21 protein-coding genes are annotated in these 22,139 nt (G+C 42.0%); 7 read left to right on the forward strand and 14 right to left on the reverse strand.

The genetic code is table 11. The annotated features are described in order from the left end of the window. Positions 1–8 precede the first annotated feature (8 nt). Genes cydX through cydC form a run of 3 tightly spaced genes read left to right on the forward strand, consistent with a single transcriptional unit; the run spans position 9 to position 3,643 of the window. Positions 9–161, forward strand: a complete 153-nt coding sequence (gene cydX, locus L1267_RS02230) for a cytochrome bd-I oxidase subunit CydX (protein ID WP_054553108.1) — start codon at positions 9–11, stop codon at positions 159–161. Beyond that, positions 151–1,911, forward strand: a complete 1,761-nt coding sequence (gene cydD / locus L1267_RS02235; protein WP_235382020.1) for a thiol reductant ABC exporter subunit CydD — start codon at positions 151–153, stop codon at positions 1,909–1,911. Before cydX ends, cydD begins: the two co-directional genes overlap by 11 nt. Beyond that, on the forward strand, positions 1,904–3,643 hold the full coding sequence (gene cydC / locus L1267_RS02240) for a thiol reductant ABC exporter subunit CydC (protein WP_235382021.1): 1,740 nt from the start codon (positions 1,904–1,906) through the stop codon (positions 3,641–3,643). The genes cydD and cydC overlap by 8 nt, the downstream gene beginning before the upstream one ends. On the opposite strand, the gene L1267_RS02245 is transcribed toward cydC, so the two are convergent. The 14 genes from L1267_RS02245 to rpsB form a co-directional block, all read right to left on the reverse strand. Then, positions 3,640–4,008: a septal ring lytic transglycosylase RlpA family protein gene (locus L1267_RS02245; RefSeq protein WP_135924017.1), complete on the reverse strand. Its 369-nt coding sequence runs from the start codon at positions 4,006–4,008 to the stop codon at positions 3,640–3,642. The two genes, cydC and L1267_RS02245, sit on opposite strands and share 4 nt — an antisense overlap. Before the next feature lie 140 nt (positions 4,009–4,148). Continuing rightward, complete coding sequence (gene lpxA / locus L1267_RS02250; protein ID WP_135924016.1) at positions 4,149–4,919, reverse strand: acyl-ACP--UDP-N-acetylglucosamine O-acyltransferase; 771 nt, start codon at positions 4,917–4,919, stop codon at positions 4,149–4,151. A gap of 2 nt (positions 4,920–4,921) precedes the next feature. Further along, the gene (gene fabZ, locus L1267_RS02255) at positions 4,922–5,374 is read right to left on the reverse strand and encodes a 3-hydroxyacyl-ACP dehydratase FabZ (RefSeq protein ID WP_135924015.1); all 453 of its coding nucleotides are present in this window, start codon (positions 5,372–5,374) and stop codon (positions 4,922–4,924) included. 10 nt (positions 5,375–5,384) lie between these two features. Next, positions 5,385–6,425, reverse strand: a complete 1,041-nt coding sequence (gene lpxD, locus L1267_RS02260; protein ID WP_135924014.1) for a UDP-3-O-(3-hydroxymyristoyl)glucosamine N-acyltransferase — start codon at positions 6,423–6,425, stop codon at positions 5,385–5,387. A gap of 9 nt (positions 6,426–6,434) precedes the next feature. After that, positions 6,435–6,953, reverse strand: a complete 519-nt coding sequence (locus L1267_RS02265) for an OmpH family outer membrane protein (protein WP_135924013.1) — start codon at positions 6,951–6,953, stop codon at positions 6,435–6,437. A 12-nt stretch (positions 6,954–6,965) separates the two neighbouring features. Beyond that, complete coding sequence (gene bamA, locus L1267_RS02270) at positions 6,966–9,437, reverse strand: outer membrane protein assembly factor BamA (RefSeq protein WP_199525885.1); 2,472 nt, start codon at positions 9,435–9,437, stop codon at positions 6,966–6,968. A gap of 106 nt (positions 9,438–9,543) precedes the next feature. Further along, positions 9,544–10,896, reverse strand: a complete 1,353-nt coding sequence (gene rseP, locus L1267_RS02275; RefSeq protein ID WP_135924011.1) for a sigma E protease regulator RseP — start codon at positions 10,894–10,896, stop codon at positions 9,544–9,546. Position 10,897: 1 nt separating this feature from the next. Then, a complete protein-coding gene (ispC, locus tag L1267_RS02280) occupies positions 10,898–12,097 on the reverse strand; it encodes a 1-deoxy-D-xylulose-5-phosphate reductoisomerase (protein ID WP_235382022.1) in 1,200 nt (399 codons plus the stop codon). Then, positions 12,094–12,960, reverse strand: a complete 867-nt coding sequence (locus tag L1267_RS02285; RefSeq protein WP_135924009.1) for a phosphatidate cytidylyltransferase — start codon at positions 12,958–12,960, stop codon at positions 12,094–12,096. The genes ispC and L1267_RS02285 overlap by 4 nt, the downstream gene beginning before the upstream one ends. 22 nt (positions 12,961–12,982) lie before the next feature. Continuing rightward, a complete protein-coding gene (locus tag L1267_RS02290) occupies positions 12,983–13,762 on the reverse strand; it encodes an isoprenyl transferase (RefSeq protein ID WP_135924008.1) in 780 nt (259 codons plus the stop codon). Positions 13,763–13,867: 105 nt separating this feature from the next. Further along, entirely contained in the window at positions 13,868–14,425 is a 558-nt protein-coding gene (gene frr, locus L1267_RS02295; RefSeq protein WP_135924007.1) for a ribosome recycling factor, read from the reverse strand. Positions 14,426–14,439: 14 nt separating this feature from the next. After that, a complete protein-coding gene (gene pyrH / locus L1267_RS02300; protein WP_135924006.1) occupies positions 14,440–15,189 on the reverse strand; it encodes a UMP kinase in 750 nt (249 codons plus the stop codon). A gap of 151 nt (positions 15,190–15,340) precedes the next feature. Next, on the reverse strand, positions 15,341–16,192 hold the full coding sequence (gene tsf, locus L1267_RS02305; RefSeq protein WP_135924005.1) for a translation elongation factor Ts: 852 nt from the start codon (positions 16,190–16,192) through the stop codon (positions 15,341–15,343). Between the two features lie 103 nt (positions 16,193–16,295). Next, entirely contained in the window at positions 16,296–17,024 is a 729-nt protein-coding gene (gene rpsB, locus L1267_RS02310) for a 30S ribosomal protein S2 (RefSeq protein ID WP_054562046.1), read from the reverse strand. A gap of 246 nt (positions 17,025–17,270) precedes the next feature. On the opposite strand from rpsB, the gene map reads away from it, so the two are divergent. The 4 genes from map (at position 17,271) to L1267_RS02330 (ending at position 22,098) form a co-directional block, all read left to right on the forward strand. After that, positions 17,271–18,080 (forward strand): type I methionyl aminopeptidase, encoded by an 810-nt coding sequence (gene map, locus L1267_RS02315; protein WP_268833789.1) that lies wholly within the window; start codon positions 17,271–17,273, stop codon positions 18,078–18,080. A 12-nt stretch (positions 18,081–18,092) separates the two neighbouring features. Continuing rightward, on the forward strand, positions 18,093–20,711 hold the full coding sequence (gene glnD / locus L1267_RS02320) for a [protein-PII] uridylyltransferase (RefSeq protein WP_135924003.1): 2,619 nt from the start codon (positions 18,093–18,095) through the stop codon (positions 20,709–20,711). A 9-nt stretch (positions 20,712–20,720) separates the two neighbouring features. Beyond that, positions 20,721–21,548 (forward strand): 2,3,4,5-tetrahydropyridine-2,6-dicarboxylate N-succinyltransferase, encoded by an 828-nt coding sequence (gene dapD, locus L1267_RS02325; RefSeq protein WP_063706839.1) that lies wholly within the window; start codon positions 20,721–20,723, stop codon positions 21,546–21,548. 151 nt (positions 21,549–21,699) lie between these two features. Next, the gene (locus L1267_RS02330; RefSeq protein WP_171040438.1) at positions 21,700–22,098 is read left to right on the forward strand and encodes a hypothetical protein; all 399 of its coding nucleotides are present in this window, start codon (positions 21,700–21,702) and stop codon (positions 22,096–22,098) included. Positions 22,099–22,139 lie beyond the last annotated feature (41 nt).

The following is a 22,139-nucleotide window of genomic DNA, read 5'->3' on the forward strand; positions in this document are numbered from 1 at the left end:
ATTAAAATATGTGGTATTTTGCCTGGATTTTAGGTGTTCTATTAGCCTGTACACTGGGAGTGATCAACGTAATGTGGTACGAATTTCACCAACATAAAGATTCGATTGCTGATGATGAGCTAGAGCTGTACGCGAGACTCAAAAACACCGATGACAACTAAACCCCGACCAAATCGCGCGCAGCAGCAAACGCTGCGCGCTTTTTTAAAGCAGTATAGCCAGTCCGCTTCAGGACTTCTTAAATTAAGCATTAGTCTGGGCACACTCAATGCCCTGTTAATGATTGCCTCTTGTTACCTTCTTGCGAACGCGGTTCATCAAGTTATGTTTGAACAAGCAAACTTGCAAGCCGTAAGCCCATTGTTATGGCCTCTTGCGGGGCTCATTTTAGTTCGTGCTTTGTTGGTTGCGCTAAGTGAACGGGTGAGTAACCTTGCCGCGTTAAAAATAAAAAACGTGATGCGTAATACATTGCTAGAAAAGCTCAGCAAACTTGGGCCAGCATACACTGAACAAAAAGGTCACGGCGCAACACTTAACACCTTACATAATGGGGTTGAAGCACTGCATCAATATTACGCCAACTACATTCCAAGTGTGACTTACAGTGCACTTATTCCATTAGCGATATTAGTGGTGATTTTTCCAACTGATTACAAAGCAGGCCTCATATTCCTTTTAACAGCCCCGCTTATCCCCTTTTTTATGATTTTAGTGGGCCATAAAGCGGAGCAGTTAAACCAAGAACGCTGGCAACAGCTAGCGGTACTTGGCAATTACTTTTTTGACCGATTACAAGGACTGACTCAACTTAAGCTTTTTAATGCAACCAAGCGTGAGCTAAATAGCATAAGTCAGATATCTGATGATTACCGTGGTGCAACTATGGGGGTGCTGAAAGTTGCCTTTTTATCGTCTTTCGCCCTTGAGTTTTTAGCAACCATTAGTGTTGCCCTTGTTGCTGTGATCATTGGCTTTAGATTATTTTTTGGTACGCTCGATTTTGCGACCGGTTTTGTGGTGCTATTACTGGCCCCTGAGTTTTACTTACCACTTCGGCAAATGGGCACTCATTATCATGCAAAACTCGAAGGGATCAGCGCCGCTGCTGATATGGTCGATATAATCAATCAAAGCGACGCCGATGAACATTTGGGTACCTCTAAACTTGAGTTACCGATAAAAGACATACAGCTGAATGCGCTTACTTTTCACTACCCTGAGACAAACGAAGGGGTGACTGATATCAGCTTAAGCCTGCCAAGCACAGGCTTAGTTGCCTTTGTAGGTGAAAGCGGCTCGGGTAAAAGTACTTTGTTTGATTGTCTATTGGGTTTTCATCATCAAGCCAACAATGCCATTCACATTAACGGACAGCCACTGAGCGATACCGCCTTAGCTGATTGGCAAGCACAGCTTGCGTGGATCCCACAACAAGCCACATTATTTTATCGAACCGTTGCAGAGAACCTACGATTAGCAAAACCAGATGCAAGCCAAGCTGAACTTGAGGAAGCGGCTAATAAAGCTGGTGCGCTTGAGTTTATAAACGCCCTACCTAATGGCTTTGATACACAGCTTGGTGAACAAGGAGAAGGCCTCTCAGGGGGGCAAAAGCAGCGTATTGCCCTTGCCCGTGCATTTTTAAAAAATGCCCCTGTGCTAATGCTTGATGAGCCTACAGCTCACTTAGACAGCCAAACAGAGCATTTAATCAACCAAGCAATCCGAGATTATGCAAAAGATCATTTAGTGCTGGTTATTGCTCACCGACTGAATACAGTTAAACATGCCGACACCATTTACGTTATGCAACAAGGTCAAATTGTTGAGTCTGGTCATTATCAGCAACTCACCGAACAAGCAGGCCTATTTGCTAAGCTTGTGAGCCAAGGTGAAGCCCATGCATAACTTCATACGTTTATTAAAACTTTGCAAACCTCATGCAAGCATGCTGCTTTTGGGGGCTTTTTTAGCAAGCTTAACGGTACTTGCAAATGTCGGTTTACTCGCCATCTCGGGCTGGTTTTTAGCAGCCATGGCAGCGGCGGGTATTGCCGGTGTGCAGATGAACTACTTTACCCCTGCAGGGGTGATCCGCTTTTTAGCTATCGTGCGCACAGCGTCTCGTTACGGCGAGCGAATGATAACTCATAACGCTACCTTTTTGTTACTGAGCGAAATTCGCGTAAAAATGTTCAAGATTCTTAGCCAACTCAACAACGTTGACTTAGCAATGACTCGTAGTAGCGACTTGTTCAACCGCCTACAAAACGATGTTGATGCGTTAGATAAGTTTTACCTAAATGTGCTGCTGCCAATTATCGTCGCTCTTATCAGTATTCCTATCGTAATGGCATTCATGGCAATGTATAACGCTGATGTTGCGTTGCTATGCTTTATTTCATTAATGATTATTGGCGTGTTACTTCCGGCTCTATTGAGCCATAAACTTCGCCAACAAGCACATGCTGAAACACAGCTTTCAGCAGAGTTAAGATCTGAGCTTGCTGATACACTATCAGGTGCCAGAGAGCTGGCTGTATATCAAGCACACGCCGCGCAGCTTGCCCATTGTGATTCACTCAGTAAGCAATACAACAGCTTGCTATATAATCGACACAAAGCCATAGCAAACAGTAATGGCTTAAGCACTTTGGTGATCCAACTCACCATGCTTGCCAGTGTATTTATGATAATTCCACTGGTCGCAACAGCTACTATGAAAAACGTTGAACTAGCTATGCTCGCGTTATTTGTATTAGCCAGCTTTGAGACTGTACTAACTTTGCCAAGTGCGTTTATAGAATTACCAAATGCTGTAAGCGCAGCACAGCGACTATTTACACTTGAAGACAAACTCGAAGAGCATAATGAACAGAAGCAAACACATGCAATACCACACAGTGCTCTTGGCCTTGAGTTCAAAAATGTTAATTACCGATACCAAGGCGCAACCAGTAACGCACTGAATGAAATTAACTTATCAATTGCTTCAGGCAGTAAATTAGCTCTAGTTGGTGCCAGCGGCAGTGGCAAAACCACTCTGGTTAACTTACTAACAGGGCTTTGGCCTATCCAATCAGGCACGCTTGAACTAACCACTAAAGAAAATACTTTTGAGCTAAGCAAGCTTAGTCATCAGCAGCGCTTCAAATGCATGACTATCGTGGCTCAGCAGCATCATATTTTTGATGGCACGCTTCGGGAGAATCTTCGCTATGCAGCTTTTGATGCGACAGATGAAATGCTTATTGAAGCCTGTGAACAAGCAGAACTTGGCTCATGGTTAAGCAATTTAAAAGATGGGCTAAACACTCGTTTAGGCACCGCAGGCAGAAAGCTATCTCATGGTCAGTCGCGTCGTGTTGCCATTGCCCAAGCTCTATTAAGGCAAGGTAATTTAATCATTCTTGATGAGCCAACAGAGAGTCTAGATAACCACACTAAGCAAAACTTGCTGACTACGCTTGAGAAAATATGGGCAGATAAAACCATGCTAACCATTACTCACGACCCAGCAATGCTAAGTCGTGTTGATAAAGTGATTTGGTTAGAACAAGGACAAGTGAGAGCCCTTGCAAGTCATGCTGAATTAGTTGCTAATGAAGCTGACTACGTAGAGCTTATTACCCGCTTTTAATCTAGCTGTTCAACGGTAACGTCAATCACACCTTGCTTTGTTGATGCGATTTGTGAAAACGCCTTTTTTGATAAATCAATAATGCGACCGCGGATAAATGGGCCGCGGTCATTAATGGTCACAATCACGCTTTTATTATTAGCAATATTAGTGACTTTTACTTTACTACCAAAGCCAAGTGTTTGATGAGCCGCGCTCAATGCCTGTTGATTAAATACCTCACCACTTGCAGTAGTTCGGCCATGATATTTATCAGCGTAATAACTGGCTTTGCCTTTTTCTATCGTTCCCTTAGTTACCGAAGGCGCAGTACTACAACCAGTTATAATTAAACTTAATAAAGCAAAGAGGATAAGTTTGTTCATATTATTGAATCCTTTTTTTGCCATAAAGGTAGCAAGCGCTTACTTAGCGAAACCTGAACTATACTGATTTACCTAATTAAGCGAATTAGTATAAAAACAAAAAAGCCACCTTACGGTGGCTTTTAGTGTATCGCTTATAATTAGCGAATAATGCCGCGCTCAGAGCTTTTCACAAAGTCTATCATCAGCTGAACAGCAGGATACTTTGCTGCATCTTCAGTTAACTCGGCGATAGCTTCTTCAACACCTAAACTCTTACGGTAAAGCGTTTTATATGCACGACGGGTTGCCATAACTTCATCACTTTCAAAACCACGGCGTTTCATGCCTTCAGTATTGATTGCTACAGGGCCAGCCGGCGTGCCAATAGTAGTTACAAATGGTGGTACATCTTTATTTACGCCAGAGTACATACCTACAAAGGCATGAGCACCAATTTTACAAAATTGATGAACACCAGAGTTACCCGCGAGAATAACCCAGTCACCTACGTGTACGTGACCAGCAACAGAGGCATTGTTAGCAAATATAACGTTATCACCAATTACAGCATCATGTGCAACATGGGTGTACGCCATAAATAAGTTGTTACTACCAATTTTTGTCACACCTTGGTCTTGGATAGTACCACGGTGAATTGTTGCACACTCACGGATCACATTGTTATCACCCATGATCAGCGTAGTTGGTTCATTCGCGTATTTTTTGTCTTGGCAAGCTTCACCAACCGATGCAAATTGAAAAATATGGTTACCAGAACCAATCGTCGATGGGCCTTTAACAACCACATGAGATTCGATGATACAGTTGTCACCAATAGTTACATCGTTTCCGATATAGCTATAAGGGCCAACTGACACATTTTTGCCAAGTTTTGCACCTGGTTCGATTATTGCCGTAGGATGAATCACTATTAAAACTCTCTTCTCGCACACATGATTTCGGCAGTACACACCACTTTGCCGTCAACTTTTGCTTCTGCTGCAAACTTCCATATATTGCGGCGCTCTTTTACAAACTCTACATGCAAATGCATGGTATCGCCAGGTAATACCGGCTGTTTGAATCGTGCATTATCAATCGCAGCAAATAAATACAGTTCATTGTCACTACGGTTTTCAACTGTTTTAAAACCTAACAAGCCCGTAGCTTGAGCCATTGCTTCTAGGATCAACACACCAGGAAAAATTGGTTGGTTAGGGAAATGACCCGTAAAAATAGGTTCGTTCACTGTTACATTTTTAATTGCATGTAACGACTTGCCTGGCGTGTAATCTAATACACGGTCAACAAGTAGCATCGGATAACGATGCGGAAGTAAACTCAAGATATCTTGGATATCAAGACTATTTAATTCATTTGCCAAAATAGCATCCTTATTTGTCTTCAATATTGAGTGACTTTGTTAGAGACTCAAGTGCTTTAATGCGGTCTTTCATATCACCGAGGTTTCGGATATGGGCAATACTACGTCGCCATTCTTTATTGGTTAGATGTGGCAAGCCCGAAGAATAAATCCCAGGTTCTGTGATTGCCTTAGTCACCATACTCATGCCGGTGATTATAGCACCATCGCATACGCTAATGTGACCATTAATTGCAACCATGCCACCAATCTGACAATTCCGACCAATAACTGTACTGCCAGCAAATACCGTACAACCAGCAACTGCAGTACCTGAACCGATCTCGACATTATGCGCTATTTGACATTGATTATCGATAATTACATTACTATGAATGATAGTATCGTCAAGTGCACCACGGTCAATGGTCGTTGATGCACCTACTTCAACCTTGTTACCAATAATTACACGGCCTAGCTGTGGAATTTTAATCCACTCACCACGCTCATTCGCATAGCCAAAACCATCGCTACCCACAACTGTATTCGCTTGAAATAAGCAGTCACTGCCGATTTCGACTTCATGGTAAACACATACATTTGCCCAAAGCTTAGTGCCTTGGCCAATTTTTGTATTTTCACCGATAAAGCAGCCTGGACCAAGTTGTACGTCGTTGCCGATTACAGCCCCCGCTTCAATCACCACATTAGCAGCGATCGCGACATTATCACCAATACTGGCTGAATCGTGAATGACTGCACTTGGGTGAATACCAGTAGCAGCTGAACGCGGCGTGGTATCCATAAGCTGGGCAAGCTTGGCGTAACATACATAGGGGTTAGCAACCACAAGCTTATTGCCTGTAAAAAACGCTGCATCAGCCTCGGATAAAATCACCGCACTGGCTAATGTATCGTTCAATTGTGAGCGATATTTCTTGTTCGCTAAAAATGCAATATGCCCAGGTTGGGCATTTGCAAGTGTTGATATTTTTGTAATCTCTGTGGCGCCATCACCCTGAAGTTCGGCGCCTAAAAGATCCGCAATCTGCGAAAGCGTGTAATTATGCATATATGATTTCTATTGCTTACTTACTTTTTCAACTACTTTATCTGATAAATCAGATACTGTTTTAGGGTTAAAATAAATTGTTGTTTCTTTAACTTTAACTTCATCAAACTTGCCAGCTTTAGCCACTTCTTCGATTGCATCTAAGATTAGCTTTTGAACTTTAGCTAACTCTTGGTTTTGACGCATCTTGATTTCTTGCTCTAAAGGACGGCCTTTTTCAGCAAGTTGTTGCTGCATACCTTGAATCTTAGTACGTAATTCATCTTTCTGCTTATCGCTCATCGTTGTTGATTCACGCTTGAACTTTTCAGCTTCAAAACGAATATCGCCTTGTAACTTTTCTAACTCTTGACGACGCTCAGAAAACTCAGCTTCAAGTGACTGCTCAACTTTCGCCATTTGAGGGATTTGCTTGTAAATTTCTTGCATATCAACAACACCTACTTTGTGCGCAAATGCATTTGTTGAAAGGCCCATAGATAAAGTAGCAAGCAATGCGAAGGCTGTTGATTTAATTGATTTTTTCACGTAAAAACTCCTTTAGAATGTATTACTAATATTAAAGCTGATGGTCTTCGTATCGTCATCTTCTTCTTTTTGCAATGGATACGCAAAACTAATCAGCATTGGACCCATTGGAGAGATCCATTGTAATGAAAGACCCGTTGAAACCCTAAAGCGCATTGGATCTGAATAATCATCCAATTTTGCGCGTTGATCGGTCGACAGGTTTTGATAACGGTCAATGTTAAACTCTGTGTCCCATACGTTTGCTGCATCTACGAAGAAGCTAGTACGTACAGAGCTGGTGTTTTCTTCATCTAAGAAAGGTGTTGGAACGATTAGCTCCATCCCTGCTACCGCTTTGGCGTTACCACCAATTCGGCCTGCTGTGTATAACTCGTCAAACTCTGATGCACCACCAATGCTACCTGTTGTAGTACCATCAGGTAATGGTGTACCAGGAATACTTTGCGGAACACGAGAAACAGCACGTGGTAGAATCGTATTTCGATCGAAGCCACGTAATTCCATTTCGGTAATTCTGAAGAACTCCTGGAACGGCAATGTTTGGTCATAACCATTAGTTGTTCCATAACCATTACCATAACCAAGTGCTGCACGTGTTGAGAATACCCAACGGTGATCATTACTAATTGGCCAGTAGAAACGCGAATCATAATTTATCTTAAAGTACTGTAAATCAGAGTTCGGCGTTGTCGCTGTTAAGTTAAGTGATTGACGCGAACCAGCCGTTGGGAATAAACCACGGTTTACGGTAACACGCGACCAACCTGCACTAAGCTCATACTTAGTAAAGTCAAAACCTGCATCAGGGTTTTCTGGGTCTAAGAAAGTTTCACGCATTACACGAGTTTGCTCGTATTCAGCAATGTCAGATAACTCTTCTTGGATCCAACGAACACCAAAATTGATACGGTTAACAGCATCGATTGGGAAGCCAATATTGGTACCAATACCATAGCTCTTTGATTTATAGTCGATTAGACTGAATTTACTTGCATCATAGTTGCTGTAGAAGATACTACTCCCTTGCGATACACCATCTGGCGTAAAGTAAGGGTCTGTATAAGAAACACTGATGCGTTCAGAACCACGTGAGGTATTAATATTAAAACCAATTTGGTTACCGGTACCTAAGAAATTTGATTCACTAACACCGATATTAAATTGCAGACCTAAGTAAGAACCATAAGCAAGGCCAGCGTTAAAGCTACCAGCTGATTGTTCTTTAACAGTAAAATCGACATCTACTTGGTCATCAACTCCCGGTACTGGCACAACATTAAAATCAACACTTTCCATGTAAGGTAAACGTTGAATTTGTAGTTTAGAGCGCTCTAAGCTTTGATTTGATAACCACGCACCTTCAAGCTGGGTCATTTCACGGCGTACTACTTCATCAGAGGTATTTTGGTTACCACCTACGATAATACGACGAACATAGACGCGCTTACCTGGGTTAACTGACAAGGTTAATTGAACTTCTTTTTTCTCGTCATCAATCTCTGGGATTGTGCGTACTTCAGCGTTGGCATAACCAAAACGCGCTAAATAGCTTTTAATGAATTCTTCAGAAGACGTAACCACCGAGCCATTATAAAGCTCACCCGTTTTCAGCGGGATAACACTTTTGATTAACTCTTCGCGACCAAGCAAGTCACCAATAAAATCAAACCCTTTTACGGTGTACTTTACACCTTCAGTGATATTAGCTGTTACGTAAACTGAGTCACGTTCAGGACTAACTGAAACTTGGGTTGAATCGATATTAAAACGAAGGTAACCACGGTCTAAATAGTAACTACGAATTTTTTCTAAGTCGCCTTCAATGGTTTGCTTTTGATAGCGGTCGCTCGACATGAACTTCCACCACGGCAAATCTTGTTGTGACTCAGCTAATTTAAGTAGCTCTTCATCAGAGAATAATTCGTTACCAACGAGGTTAATTTGACGAATAGAAGCGGCATCGCCTTCATCAAATTTAAACAATAGCTTCACACGGTTACGTGGCAGCTTAGTGATAGTTACATCCACTTTAGCATTGTACTTACCGATACTATGGAAAAACTCAACTAAACCTTTTTCTATATTATCAAGAACAGTTTTATCAAGTGGCTCACCCGTACGAATATCTTGCTGATCGAGCGACTCATTTAACTGCTCATCTTTGATGTCTTTATTACCATCAAATTCGATCATGCTGATCGTTGGGCGCTCTGTTACGCGGAAAATAACACTGTTGCCATCGCGTAATGCTTTAATATTATCAAAGTGACCTGAACGATAGAGAGCCTTTATGGTTCTTGAAATTGTATACTCATCAATATTATCGCCCACGTTGATTGGAATATGCGTTAGCGCTGCACCTAGAGCAACACGTTGTAAACCTTCAACTTTTAAATCATCTACAATAAAGGAGTTTTGGCCTAGGGCTGCAAAGCTTGCACCTAATAAACTTGAAACTGCCAAATGTTTTTTTATAGCCATTTTATTATCTTTATCCTTTACAACTGTATTACCGCTCAACACCTTGTAAGTTAAACTTTTGCGGTGTTTTACAATCGTGTTCAAATTGGAATTTTTCGCTCATTTGTTATAAACGCGATACATCATTGAACAAAGCGAAACATGTTAAAAACAGGAGCAGCAACGCACCCACTTTAAAACCAAATTCTTGCGTCTTTTCAGAGACCGGCTTTTTGCGAAAAAGTTCAATTATGTAATACATTAAGTGCCCACCATCAAGCACTGGCAACGGTAATAAGTTAAATACACCTAGGTTTACACTTATTAATGCTAAGAAGCTTAAAAAAGCAACCAAACCATAGCTTACGCTAGTTCCCGCACCGACTGCAATGCCTACAGGGCCACTTAAATTTTTAACCGACACCTGACCGGTAATTAAATTACCAATCATGTCGAAACTTAGTGTGATTAAACGCCATGTTTCTTGTATGCCCAGCACAATACTATCGACAGGGCCATAATGTCTAGTTTCAATATAATTTTCTGGCCATGGCTCAACCACTGGAGACACACCTAAGAAACCTTGTTCAACACCTGAATCATTGATTTGGCCTTTAGGTGTAACAATAAGCTCTTTAATACTATCTTGTCTTTGTACACTAATTTGTAAGGATTTGTTAGGTGATTGCTGAATTAGTGAAACTAACTCGTTCCAAGTGCTGATATTTTCACCATTTACGGCAATAATTTTATCATTTACCTGTAATCCTGCCTGTTCTGCAGCTGACCCTTTACTGATCATCGCTACCTGCAGTAAGGCGTTAGGTCGAAAAGGTACTATACCAATCGATGTTAGTGGTGGTACATCTTGCTGATCTAATTTCCAGCCATCTAAGTTAAGGGTACGCACATGCTTTTGATAGTTTTGGTCACGAAGCGTAACAACAACGCTTTGCTCGCCTAAACGGCTCATCAATGAGAAGGTGGCATCTTGCCAAGTGCTGATATCGTCTTCACCGATTTTAATAATTTGTTGGTTCGGCTCAATATTAGCAGCTGCAGCACGGCTTCCTTGAGTCACTTCCCCAACCACAGGTTTTAATGACTGAACGCCCACCATGTACATGACAGCTAAAGCAAAAATAGCAAATAAAAAGTTCGCCATTGGTCCGGCTGCAACTATCGCTATACGTGCTTTTACTGATTTGGCATTAAATGATAAATGACGCTGTTCTGGCGGTACTTCGTCAACACGCTCATCAAGCATTTTGACATAACCACCTAGTGGGATTGCCGCTATCACATATTCTGTTTGCTGTTTGTCATACCACTTGATCAACGGCTTACCAAAGCCAATTGAAAAACGCAGTACTTTGACACCTGCCTTACGTGCAACCCAAAAGTGACCATATTCATGCACTGTCACTAAAATGCCTAAGGCAAGAATAAATGAACCCAGATTCCAAAAAAAATCAAACATGCTAATTAATGCCTCTTCTAACAAACTCAGTGGCTTTAATGCGAGCAGCTTCATCACAAGCCAGGATCTCGTCTAATGTATGCACATTAACATCCTGTGTTGCTGCTAGGGTTTGTGAGTTAATACGAAAGATATCTGTAAACTTAATCTGGCCAGCTAAAAATGCAGCAACTGCAACTTCATTTGCAGCGTTGACAGTGGTTGTTGCACCCTGCCCCATTTCGCATGCTTCAATCGCAAGTTTTAAATTTGGATATCGTGCATAATCTGGCTTAGTGAAAGTAAAGTCTGCAATCTGTGCAAAGTCGAGAGGTTTAACCCCAGCATCAACGCGCTCAGGAAATGCTAAAGCGTGAGCTATAGGAGTGCGCATATCTGGATTACCCATTTGCGCAAGCACTGAGCCATCTTGATATTGCACCATAGAGTGAATAATACTTTGCGGGTGTATCACCACTTCAATATCGCTTGCTTGGCAATTAAATAACCACTTAGCCTCAATAAATTCAAGGCCTTTATTCATCATGGTTGCTGAATCAACAGATATTTTTTGGCCCATCGACCAATTAGGGTGCGCCACAGCTTCAGTCACGGTCACAGCTGATAATGTTGCGACATCGCGAGTTAAAAATGGCCCACCAGACCCTGTTAATAAAATTTTGCTAACGCCATTATCGGCCAGTAAACCCGACCCGTTTTGTAAAGCCGCAGGCATACATTGAAAAATAGCATTATGTTCACTGTCGATAGGCAATAAAGTAGCACCATGCTGTTTTACTTTATCAATAAACAGCTGCCCCGACATAACTAGAGACTCTTTATTAGCAAGCAATACTTTTTTGCCCGCCTCAACGGCGCTTAAAGTAGGTAACAAGCCTGCTGCACCGACAATAGCCGACATAACAGTGTCAACATCAGTATGAGCAGCAAGCTCGCTCATAGCACTTGTACCTGCAAGAATCTCTGTTTTACAAGAGCTACTGGCAAGTAAGTTAGACAGCGCAGCCGCGGCGTGTTGATCTGCCATTACGGCAAACTTAGGTTGATGTGCAATACATAGTTCAGCCATTTTCTCGGCATTTTTACCAGCAGCTAAGGCAAAAACAGCAAAGCGCTCTGGGTTACGAGCAACAACATCTAAGGTGCTTAAACCGATTGAACCAGTTGCGCCTAATACGACGAGTTGTTCTACTTTGCTCATAAACTCAATGTCCATGCGTAACAAAGTACAAAAATAGGTGCAGCAGCTGTTAAGCTATCGATGCGGTCTAGAATACCACCATGACCTGGTAAACATGAACCGCTGTCTTTCAAGCCAACTTCACGTTTAAACATACTTTCTAATAAATCGCCTACCGCTGAAAACAGCGCAATAAATGCTGTCATAATCGCATAAATTGGCCACACAGCCATATCAACATTGCTGTAATGACAAAATACTAAAACAAAAATAACTGAGGCCACCACGCCACCAAGTAGGCCTTCAATGGTCTTATTTGGGCTCACTTTTGGCATTAGTTTGTGTTTGCCTAAGTTTTTACCAGTAAAATATGCACCGATGTCTGCGCTCCAAACAATGCCTAAAACCACAAGAATAAGCATAGAGCCGAAATGGGTTGATTCGCCATAGCCTGCGCTACGCAGGGTATTTAAAGCTAACCAAAGTGGTACGAGTGTTAAAAATCCGGCAATGGCACGCATCACAATGCCTTCATTCCACGCTTTTGCCATAGCGGGATAACGCCAAACTAAGTAAGTAGCTACAATCCACCAAGCAAACGATAGCGTGAATAGATAGTTTGCATCACCTACTAGTTGACCATTTTGCCAAAGCGAGTCAATCGGCCAATGCCAATTTAATAATGCAAGAAACACCGCTGTTGCAGCGACAAATCCAAAACGTTTAACTTTATCGCATAGCCCCATAAACGCAGACCATTCCCATGCACCGAGTAATACGATACCGGCGGCGATATAACTAAATAGAGTTAATGGGGTATAAAATACCAATACAAGTGCAAGTGGTGCCAACACGAGCGAGGTTAAAATTCGTTGTTTTAGCAATGTGTGTACCTTCAACTAGTAATTAGGTCTCGGCGAGTAATTGTTTTATTTGTTCGCCTGTACAACCAAATCGTCGCTCTCTGGCAACGTAACATGCGATAGCATCGGCAAAAGCAGCTTCATTAAAGTCTGGCCAAAGCGTATCGGTAAAGTAAAGCTCAGCGTAAGCTGCTTGCCATAAAAGAAAGTTACTAATGCGCAAATCACCACCTGTGCGGATCATTAAATCAAGCTCAACTTGATCTGCCATGCTCATGTGTTCACTCATGAGCTCTTCGGTAATCTCTTCAGCGGCCATTTCACCGGCTGCGACTTTTTTTGCAAGCATGGTTGCGGCATTGGTAATATCCCAACGGCCACCATAATTAGCAGCAACGTTTAATTGCAAGCCCGTATTATTACGGGTTAACTCGTGTGCTGCATCAACTTTATTACGCAAATTCTCAGAAAAGCGTGATAAATCACCAATTATATTGAGCTTTACATTATTTTTATGAAGCTTTTTAACTTCTTTGCCCAACACGAATAAAAATAGCTCCATGAGCGTATTTACTTCGTCCTCTGGGCGTCGCCAATTTTCGCTACTAAATGCGAATAGTGTTAACGACTGTATACCTAAGCGAGTACAAAATTGCACTGATTGACGAACCGCATCAACGCCTTTTTTATGCCCATAAACACGTGGGCGATTTTTCGCTTGAGCCCAACGACCGTTACCATCCATGATTATAGCGACATGCTTAGGCAAACTTTGCTGGGAAATTTTATCAGCGTTAAGAACCATAAATATCGAGTATTCCATAAAAAAACGCCGTCTAGTATACCCCAGCCGGCGTTTCAAAACTAATAAATTTGCAATGACCTGCTTGCCTTTCAGGATTCATCCCGAAAAGAAAAACAAGAGCTTTTAGATTTCCATCAATTCAGCTTCTTTCGCTGTTAATTGTGTATCCATCTCTTTGATGAACTTATCTGTAAGCTTTTGGATTTCGTCTTCTGCTTGACGCGCTTCATCTTCAGAAATTTCTTTGTCTTTCAATAAGCTCTTAATGTCGCCATTTGCGTCACGACGAATGTTACGAACAGCAACACGGCCGCCTTCAACTTCACCACGTACAATTTTGATAAGGTCTTTACGACGCTCTTCTGTAAGTGGAGGAAGTGGAACACGGATCACAGTACCAGCAGACATAGGGTTTAAACCTAAATCTGATGCCATTATTGCTTTTTCTACCGCTTGCGCTAATGACTTGTCGAACACGCTGATTGCAAGTGTACGCGAGTCTTCAATTGTTACATTAGCTACTTGGTTTAGTGGCGTGTCAGCACCGTAGTAAGACACTTGAATACCGTCAAGTAATGCAGGGTGAGCACGGCCTGTGCGAATTTTAGATAATTGACTGCCTAGTGCCGCAACACTTTTTTGCATACGTTCTGACGCATCTTTTTTGATATCGTTAATCACGGTTCAATCCTAATCTATTTATTAATTTCATCCGAGGCTTGTGAAGAGATAAGCGTTCCTTCATCTTCGCCCATAATTACACGCTTAAGCGCGCCTGATTTATTCATGTTAAATACACTTAAAGGCATATTATGATCACGGGCAAGCGTGAATGCCGCTAAGTCCATAACCTTTAGTTCTTTATCAATGATCTCATTGTAGCTTAAGTGGCGATATAATGTCGCGTCTGGGTTTTTCACTGGGTCATCTGAATAAACACCATCAACTTTTGTCGCTTTAATTACGGTATCAGCTTCAATTTCAATACCGCGTAAACACGCTGCAGAATCAGTGGTAAAGAATGGGTTACCTGTGCCTGCAGAAAAGATAACAACACGACCAGACTTTAATAAGCTGATAGCTTCTGCCCAGTTGTAAGCATCACACACGCCATTTAATGGAATGGCAGACATTAAGCGACAATTTACAAATGCACGATGCAGAGCATCACGCATTGCCAAACCATTCATTACCGTAGCAAGCATACCCATGTGGTCGCCCACTACGCGGTTCATACCTGCTTCTGCTAATGAACCACCACGCAAGAAGTTACCGCCACCGATAACTAAACCTACTTCTACGTCGAGCTCTACAAGTTCTTTAATTTCTTGAGCCATACGGTCAAGTACTTTCGGGTCGATGCCGAAGCCTTCGTCTCCCATTAATGCTTCACCGCTAAGTTTAAGAAGAACACGTCTAAAAATAGGTTTACGATTGATAGTCATAATATTTGGGCCAGCCTTAATAATGAGATAAAAAATAACCGCGCTATGGTTACACATAAAACGCGGTTATTTTAAAGAATTTTCATCAGTGACGCAAAAGCTAATAACAGATTAATTTCATCTAATTGTCCTACGTCACTAAGTTAGAAAATTACTCGCCTTTTGCAGCAGCGATTTGAGCAGCTACTTCAGCAGCGAAGTCTTCTTCTTTACGCTCGATACCTTCACCAACTTCTAAACGGATGAAGTTAGTAACAGTTGCGCCTTTCTCTTTAAGAATTTCGCCAACAGTTTTCTTAGGTTCCATGATGAAAGCTTGACCAGTAAGAGAGATCTCACCAGTGAATTTCTTCATACGACCAACAACCATTTTCTCAGCGATTTCAGCAGGCTTGCCTTCGTTCATCGCGATGTCGATTTGAACTGCTTTTTCTTTTTCAACAACGTCAGCTGGAACGTCTTCTGGGTTTACGAACTCAGGCTTAGACGCAGCTACGTGCATAGCAACTTGCTTAAGTGTTTCTTCGTCAGCTTCACCAACTACAACAACACCGATGCGGTCGCCGTGGCGGTAAGAAGAAAGTTTGTCACCGTCGATGTACTCAACGCGACGAACATTGATGTTTTCACCGATTTTAGCAACTAGTGCAACACGCGTTTCTTCGAACTGTGCTTTAAGTGCATCGATGTCTGCTTTAGATTCTGCAGCAGCGTCTAATACTTCATTCGCGAAGCCAAGGAAGTTTGAATCTTTAGCAACGAAGTCAGTTTGACAGTTAACTTCAAGAAGCGCAGCGAAACCGTTACCTTCTTTGATTAAGATTGTACCTTCAGCAGCGATGTTACCTGCTTTTTTAGCAGCCTTTGCAGCGCCGCTCTTACGCATGTTTTCAATCGCTAACTCGATGTCACCGTTAGTTTCAGTTAACGCTTTTTTACAATCCATCATGCCAGCGCCAGTACGCTCGCGTAATTCTTTAACTAGGGCAGCAGTTACAGCCATTAGAATATCCTCAATTGAATTCTGTTATAGGGAAGCGGTATGGGCCGCTTGACAAGAATAACAAGTCTTCACCTTGATTAGATGAAGACTTGATGACAGCTAATTATTCAGCTTCTACGAAGTCGTCTTTTTCAGCTTGAGCAACGATGTTGTTCTCACGACCTTCAGTGATCGCAGCTGATACAGCGCCAGTGTAAAGTTGAATAGCACGGATCGCATCGTCGTTACCAGGTACGATGTAATCAACACCGTCTGGGTTAGAGTTAGTATCAACGATAGCAACAACTGGAATACCTAGGTTGTTAGCTTCACGGATAGCGATGTGCTCGTGGTCTGCATCGATAACGAAAAGTGCGTCAGGAAGACCGCCCATATCTTTGATACCACCAAGGCTCTTTTCAAGCTTTTCCATTTCACGAGTAAGCATTAACGCTTCTTTCTTAGTTAACTTTTCGAAAGTACCGTCTTGGCTCTGCGCTTCAAGGTCTTTAAGACGCTTGATTGATTGACGAACTGTTTTCCAGTTAGTCAACATACCACCTAACCAACGGTGGTTTACGTAGAACTGCTCGCTTTGAATAGCTGCTTCTTTAACTGCTTCGCTTGCTGCGCGCTTAGTACCAACGAAAAGTACTTTACCTTTGTTAGAAGCTGCGTTCGATAAGAACTTAAGTGCTTCGTTGAACATTGGTACAGTTTGCTCTAGGTTGATGATATGAACACGGTTACGAGCGCCGAAGATGAAAGGCTTCATCTTAGGGTTCCAGTAACGTGCCTGGTGACCAAAGTGAACACCAGCTTGAAGCATATCGCGCATTGAAACGTTTGCCATTTTATAATCCTCTATAATTTAGGGTTAGGCCTCCACATATCCCATAGCACCAACACCGTAGTTAATTTGTAACTTAAGTGCACCCAAGTGTATGTGACGATACGTGTGTGTGTTAAAATAAAATTGTGTTTGTCTTAAATACAAAAAATCAGTTAAGAATTTATTTGTAAAAAGACGGCGCGCTTTATACCATATTAAAATTGAAAACTCAACGTCTAGTGCAAAATTTGTGCACTAAAAACTGACCTGAAAAACAACTTTGGAGCCTCAATGAGTGCTGTGATCAAGACCCCTGAAGAAATCGAAAAAATGCGTGTTGCCGGGCGCTTAGCCGCCGAGGTACTTGAAATGATAGAACCGCATGTGGTGCCAGGTGTAACCACAGATGAACTAAATACAATTTGTCATGATTATATTGTTAATGTTCAAGATGCTATTCCAGCACCGCTTAATTATCACGGTTTCCCAAAATCAATTTGCACCTCAGTGAACCATGTAATTTGTCACGGTATTCCGAATGACAAACCGCTCAAAGAAGGTGATAGCGTAAATATTGACGTTACTGTGATCAAAGATGGTTATCACGGTGATACTTCTAAGATGTTCCATGTAGGTACACCTAATATTCAAGGTAAGCGCCTTGCGGATATCACGCAAGAAAGCCTATACCTTGCTATTAAAATGGTTAAACCTGGCGTGCGCTTAGGTGATATCGGTGCTGCAATTCAAAAGTACGCTGAGAGCTTTAACTATTCAATTGTTCGCGAATACTGTGGTCACGGTATTGGTGCTGAGTTCCACGAAGAGCCACAAGTAATGCACTATGGAAAAGCAGGTACTGGCGAAGTATTGAAAGCTGGTATGTGCTTAACAATCGAGCCAATGGTCAATGCCGGTAAACGTCAGTGTAAATTACTAAAAGACAACTGGACAGTTGTAACAAAAGACCGTTCTTTGTCTGCGCAGTGGGAACACACACTACTAGTGACTGAAAATGGTGTTGAAATTTTAACGCTCCGATCAGATGATACTATCGACAGGATCATCGAACACTAGGAGCCAGCCCCTGTGGCATTACCCAATAAAGTAAAAAAGTTGCTCAGCCAAGCTGAGCAACTTAGCGATTATCGCGACTGTTCTAGTTATTTTTATAAATGGCTACAGAACGAATTCTCAAAACAACCCGTTAGCAACTTAATCAATGCCCGTGCTGAGTTTATCGACCGCTTATTAATTAAACTGTTTCATGATTACGACCTTGCTCACGAAAGTGACTTAGCACTTATCGCTGTGGGTGGATATGGTCGTGGCGAACTACATCCCTACTCCGATATCGACTTTATGCTGCTGGTTAGTGAACAGCCCAGTGAAGCCGTATGCGAGAAAATTGGCCAGTTCGTCACCATGCTTTGGGATCTTAATTTAGAAATTGGTCACAGCGTTCGTACAATAGAACAAGCATTAGAACAAAAACGCGAAGATGTGACATTTGCCACCAGCTTGCTCGAAAGCCGATTAATTTTTGGTAATCACATTGAATTTGAAAAACTCAAAAATCATTTGATTGATACACCAATTTGGCGCTCAGACGAATTCTTTTTGGCAAAAGTACAAGAACAAAGTTTACGCCATAAAAAATGTCATGGTACGGCTTATAATCTTGAACCAAACATCAAAGAAAACCCAGGTGGCCTGCGCGATTTACAGACCATTATTTGGGTAGCTAAAAAGCACTTTAGAGCCGAAACATTACAAGAATTAATAAATCACGGCTATCTTACTCACGAAGAATACCAAGAGCTTTCTGAATGTTTAGAAAACCTTTGGAACATTCGTTTTGCGCTGCACATCGCTGCGGGGCGATCTGAAAACCGTTTACTGTTCGACCACCAACCTCACGCAGCAGAAATTCTTGGCTTTGGTAGTGAAGGTAAAGCCTCAGTTGAGCGCATGATGAAGCGCTTATTCCGTATTATGAGCCGCGTGCGTGAACTCAACCAAATGCTACTTTCATACTTCGAGCAAAGTATTTTACCGGGTGCCGGTGAGTTACCAGTGGTTGAGCTTGACCGTAACTTTGAACGTATTGGCCATCAAATTCGCGTAAAAAACCCGTCGGTGTTTTTCCGCCGAGATCAGCTATTTGTGTTGTTCGAGCATATTGCTGATAACCCTGAAATTACCCATATCTACCCAAGTACGATACGCACAATGCGTCAAGTACGTCGCCGGTTACTCGGTGATTTACAAGATTACGCCGCTTGCCGTGAAGCATTTTTGCGCTTAATTAAACACCCAAATGGTATGGGTCGCGCATTTACCTTAATGCACAAGCACGGCATTATCGCGGCCTATTTACCGCAGTGGCGTAATATCTTTGGGCAAATGCAATTTGATTTATTCCACGCCTATACCGTAGATGAGCACACCCACAAACTAATCAACAATATTTATAAATATTTTGATAAGTCAAAAGTCAGCGAGTTTCCGCTTTGTAGTGAAATCGTCACCCGCATGGATAAACCTGAGTTACTTTATTTAGCGGGTATATTCCATGATATCGCCAAAGGCCGTGGCGGCGACCACTCTGAACTAGGCTCGGTTGATGCGATTGCGTTTGCTAAATTGCACCGTTTCCCGTCATCAGACGGCAAACTTATTTCATGGTTAGTGGCTAATCACTTACTTATGTCGGTTACAGCACAACGTAAAGATATTAATGACCCAGACGTAATTAAAGACTTTGCAAGCAAAGTAAAAAATGAGCGCCAGCTAGATTATTTATATTGCTTAACCTTGGCCGATATTCGTGCCACTAACGATAATCTATGGAACGATTGGAAAAACACCCTACTACGTGAGCTGTATTTACATACCCAGCGAGCACTGCGTTTAGGTCTTGAAAACCCAATGGATCAGCGCGACCAGATTCGTGATAAAAAACAGCAAGCCAAGCAGCGCTTATTGAATCACGGCTGCAATGAAGACCAAATCGACTTAATTTGGAGCCGCTTTAAAGCGAATTATTTTACCGCCTTTAGTGAGCAACAAATTTCGTGGCAAACAGAGCACTTATTAAATTGTGAAGATTTAAGCCTACCAAGCGTCACTGTTTCTGACACCGCAATGCACGGGGGGACGCAAGTATTCGCTTACAGCCCATACTCAGGGGGTTTATTTGCACGCTTGGTGAGTGTAATTGGTTCGAAAAAAGCGCAAATCCAACATGCCCAGGTGTTAACGACTAAAGATGGCTATGTGATTTTTAGCTTTGTTATTTTAGAAGTTAATGGTGACCCGATTGCAAGTAGCCGTGCGCAAGGCATTAAGCGTGCATTAGAGCTTGCGATTAGCGATCCGAAAAAGAAAATTCGCATCAAAAAGAACCGCTCACAGCGCTTTAAAGACTTTAATATCAAACCAAAAATTGTGCTTAGACCGCATGCTCGTAAAGATCGCAGCTTAATTGAAATCCAAGCGGTGGATATTCCGGGTCTATTAACGAAAATTGCGGAAGTATTTCAAGCACACTTATTACATATTCATGCCGCGCGGATCACCACTGTTGGTGAACGTGCAGAAGATTTCTTCGTGGTATCAAATAACGAATACCAAGCATTAACAGACGAAGAACAGGCTAAAATTCATCAAGCATTGCGTAAAAAACTCAACGCAGAAACCGAATAAGAGGATCTTATGTCAGATTTAAAAACCATGATCGAAAACGCCTGGGACAACCGCGATAGCATCAGCCCAAGCACGGTATCAAGTGAAGTAAAGCAAGCGATTATCGATGCGCTTGAATTACTTGATAGCGGCGCTGCCCGTGTTGCTGAAAAAATCAGTGGTGAGTGGGTTGTACATCAATGGTTGAAAAAAGCGGTGCTACTGTCTTTTCGTATTCGTGATAACCAACCTATGAGCGATGGTGTTAATCAGTTTTACGACAAAGTACCACTTAAATTTAGCGACTACACACCAGAGCAATTCCAACAAGGCGGTATGCGTGTTGTGCCTAATGCAGTTGCGCGCAAAGGCAGCTTTGTAGGTAAAAACGTGGTGCTAATGCCATCTTATGTGAACATTGGTGCCTACGTTGATGAAGGTACGATGGTTGATACATGGGCAACGGTTGGCTCATGTGCACAAATTGGTAAAAACGTTCACTTGTCGGGCGGTGTAGGCATTGGTGGTGTACTTGAGCCACTGCAAGCAAACCCAACGATTATCGAAGATAACTGTTTTATCGGTGCACGCTCTGAGATTGTTGAAGGCGTTGTGGTAGAAGAAGGTGCGGTTATTTCAATGGGTGTTTACATCAGCCAAAGCACGCGCATCTATGACCGTGAAACAGGCGAAACTCATTACGGCCGAGTACCAGCGGGTGCAGTTGTTGTTCCAGGTTCTTTACCGTCAAAAGATGGTTCGCACAGCCTATACGCTGCTATCATCGTGAAAAAAGTTGACCAGCAAACTCGCGAAAAAGTAGGTATTAATGCCCTACTTCGCTCGATTGATGAATAACAGAACTGAGCTGTAAGTTTAAAAATTTAAGAAGCGCGATACTAACTAGTTTCGCGCTTTTTTATTTGTAATGCAGTGATTTTTAGTTAGTTTGTTGAGATATACTGACAAATATGTTTTAGTATAAAAAACAAACAAAAATAATAGAAAAATGTTTAAGTCTTTTCGGAGTTTCACTCACACGGAGTTATTTTATTACACAGGTCTATTCTATCTTGTGGCAATCTTGCTGTTTGTATCACGCAGCTACCTATACGAATTGTTTGTAACCGATTCGAATTCACACCGCGCTGAGGTCAAAAAACTTGAAGTTGCTTTAACATCGCATGTTCGTAAAGAATATGTGTTTGAAGCATTGCAAACAACCTTAGATGGCCTTGCAACCCCAGATCGAGTTGCAGTTAAAATCCAGTGTTATACATCTTTCTGTGATGTTAGTTTCACTAATCCCTTTATCACCATTAACAACCACAATCACTACAGTGCAGAAGTAAAACGTCTATTTGAGCAAAACGTTACTACTCTACGCCAAAAGGATACTGCTAACTAGTTTCGCGCTTTTTTACTTAAAACTGAGCGCTTAAGCCTTAA

Source organism: Pseudoalteromonas sp. OFAV1, from assembly GCF_021532595.1.
Classification (GTDB): domain Bacteria; phylum Pseudomonadota; class Gammaproteobacteria; order Enterobacterales; family Alteromonadaceae; genus Pseudoalteromonas; species Pseudoalteromonas lipolytica_C.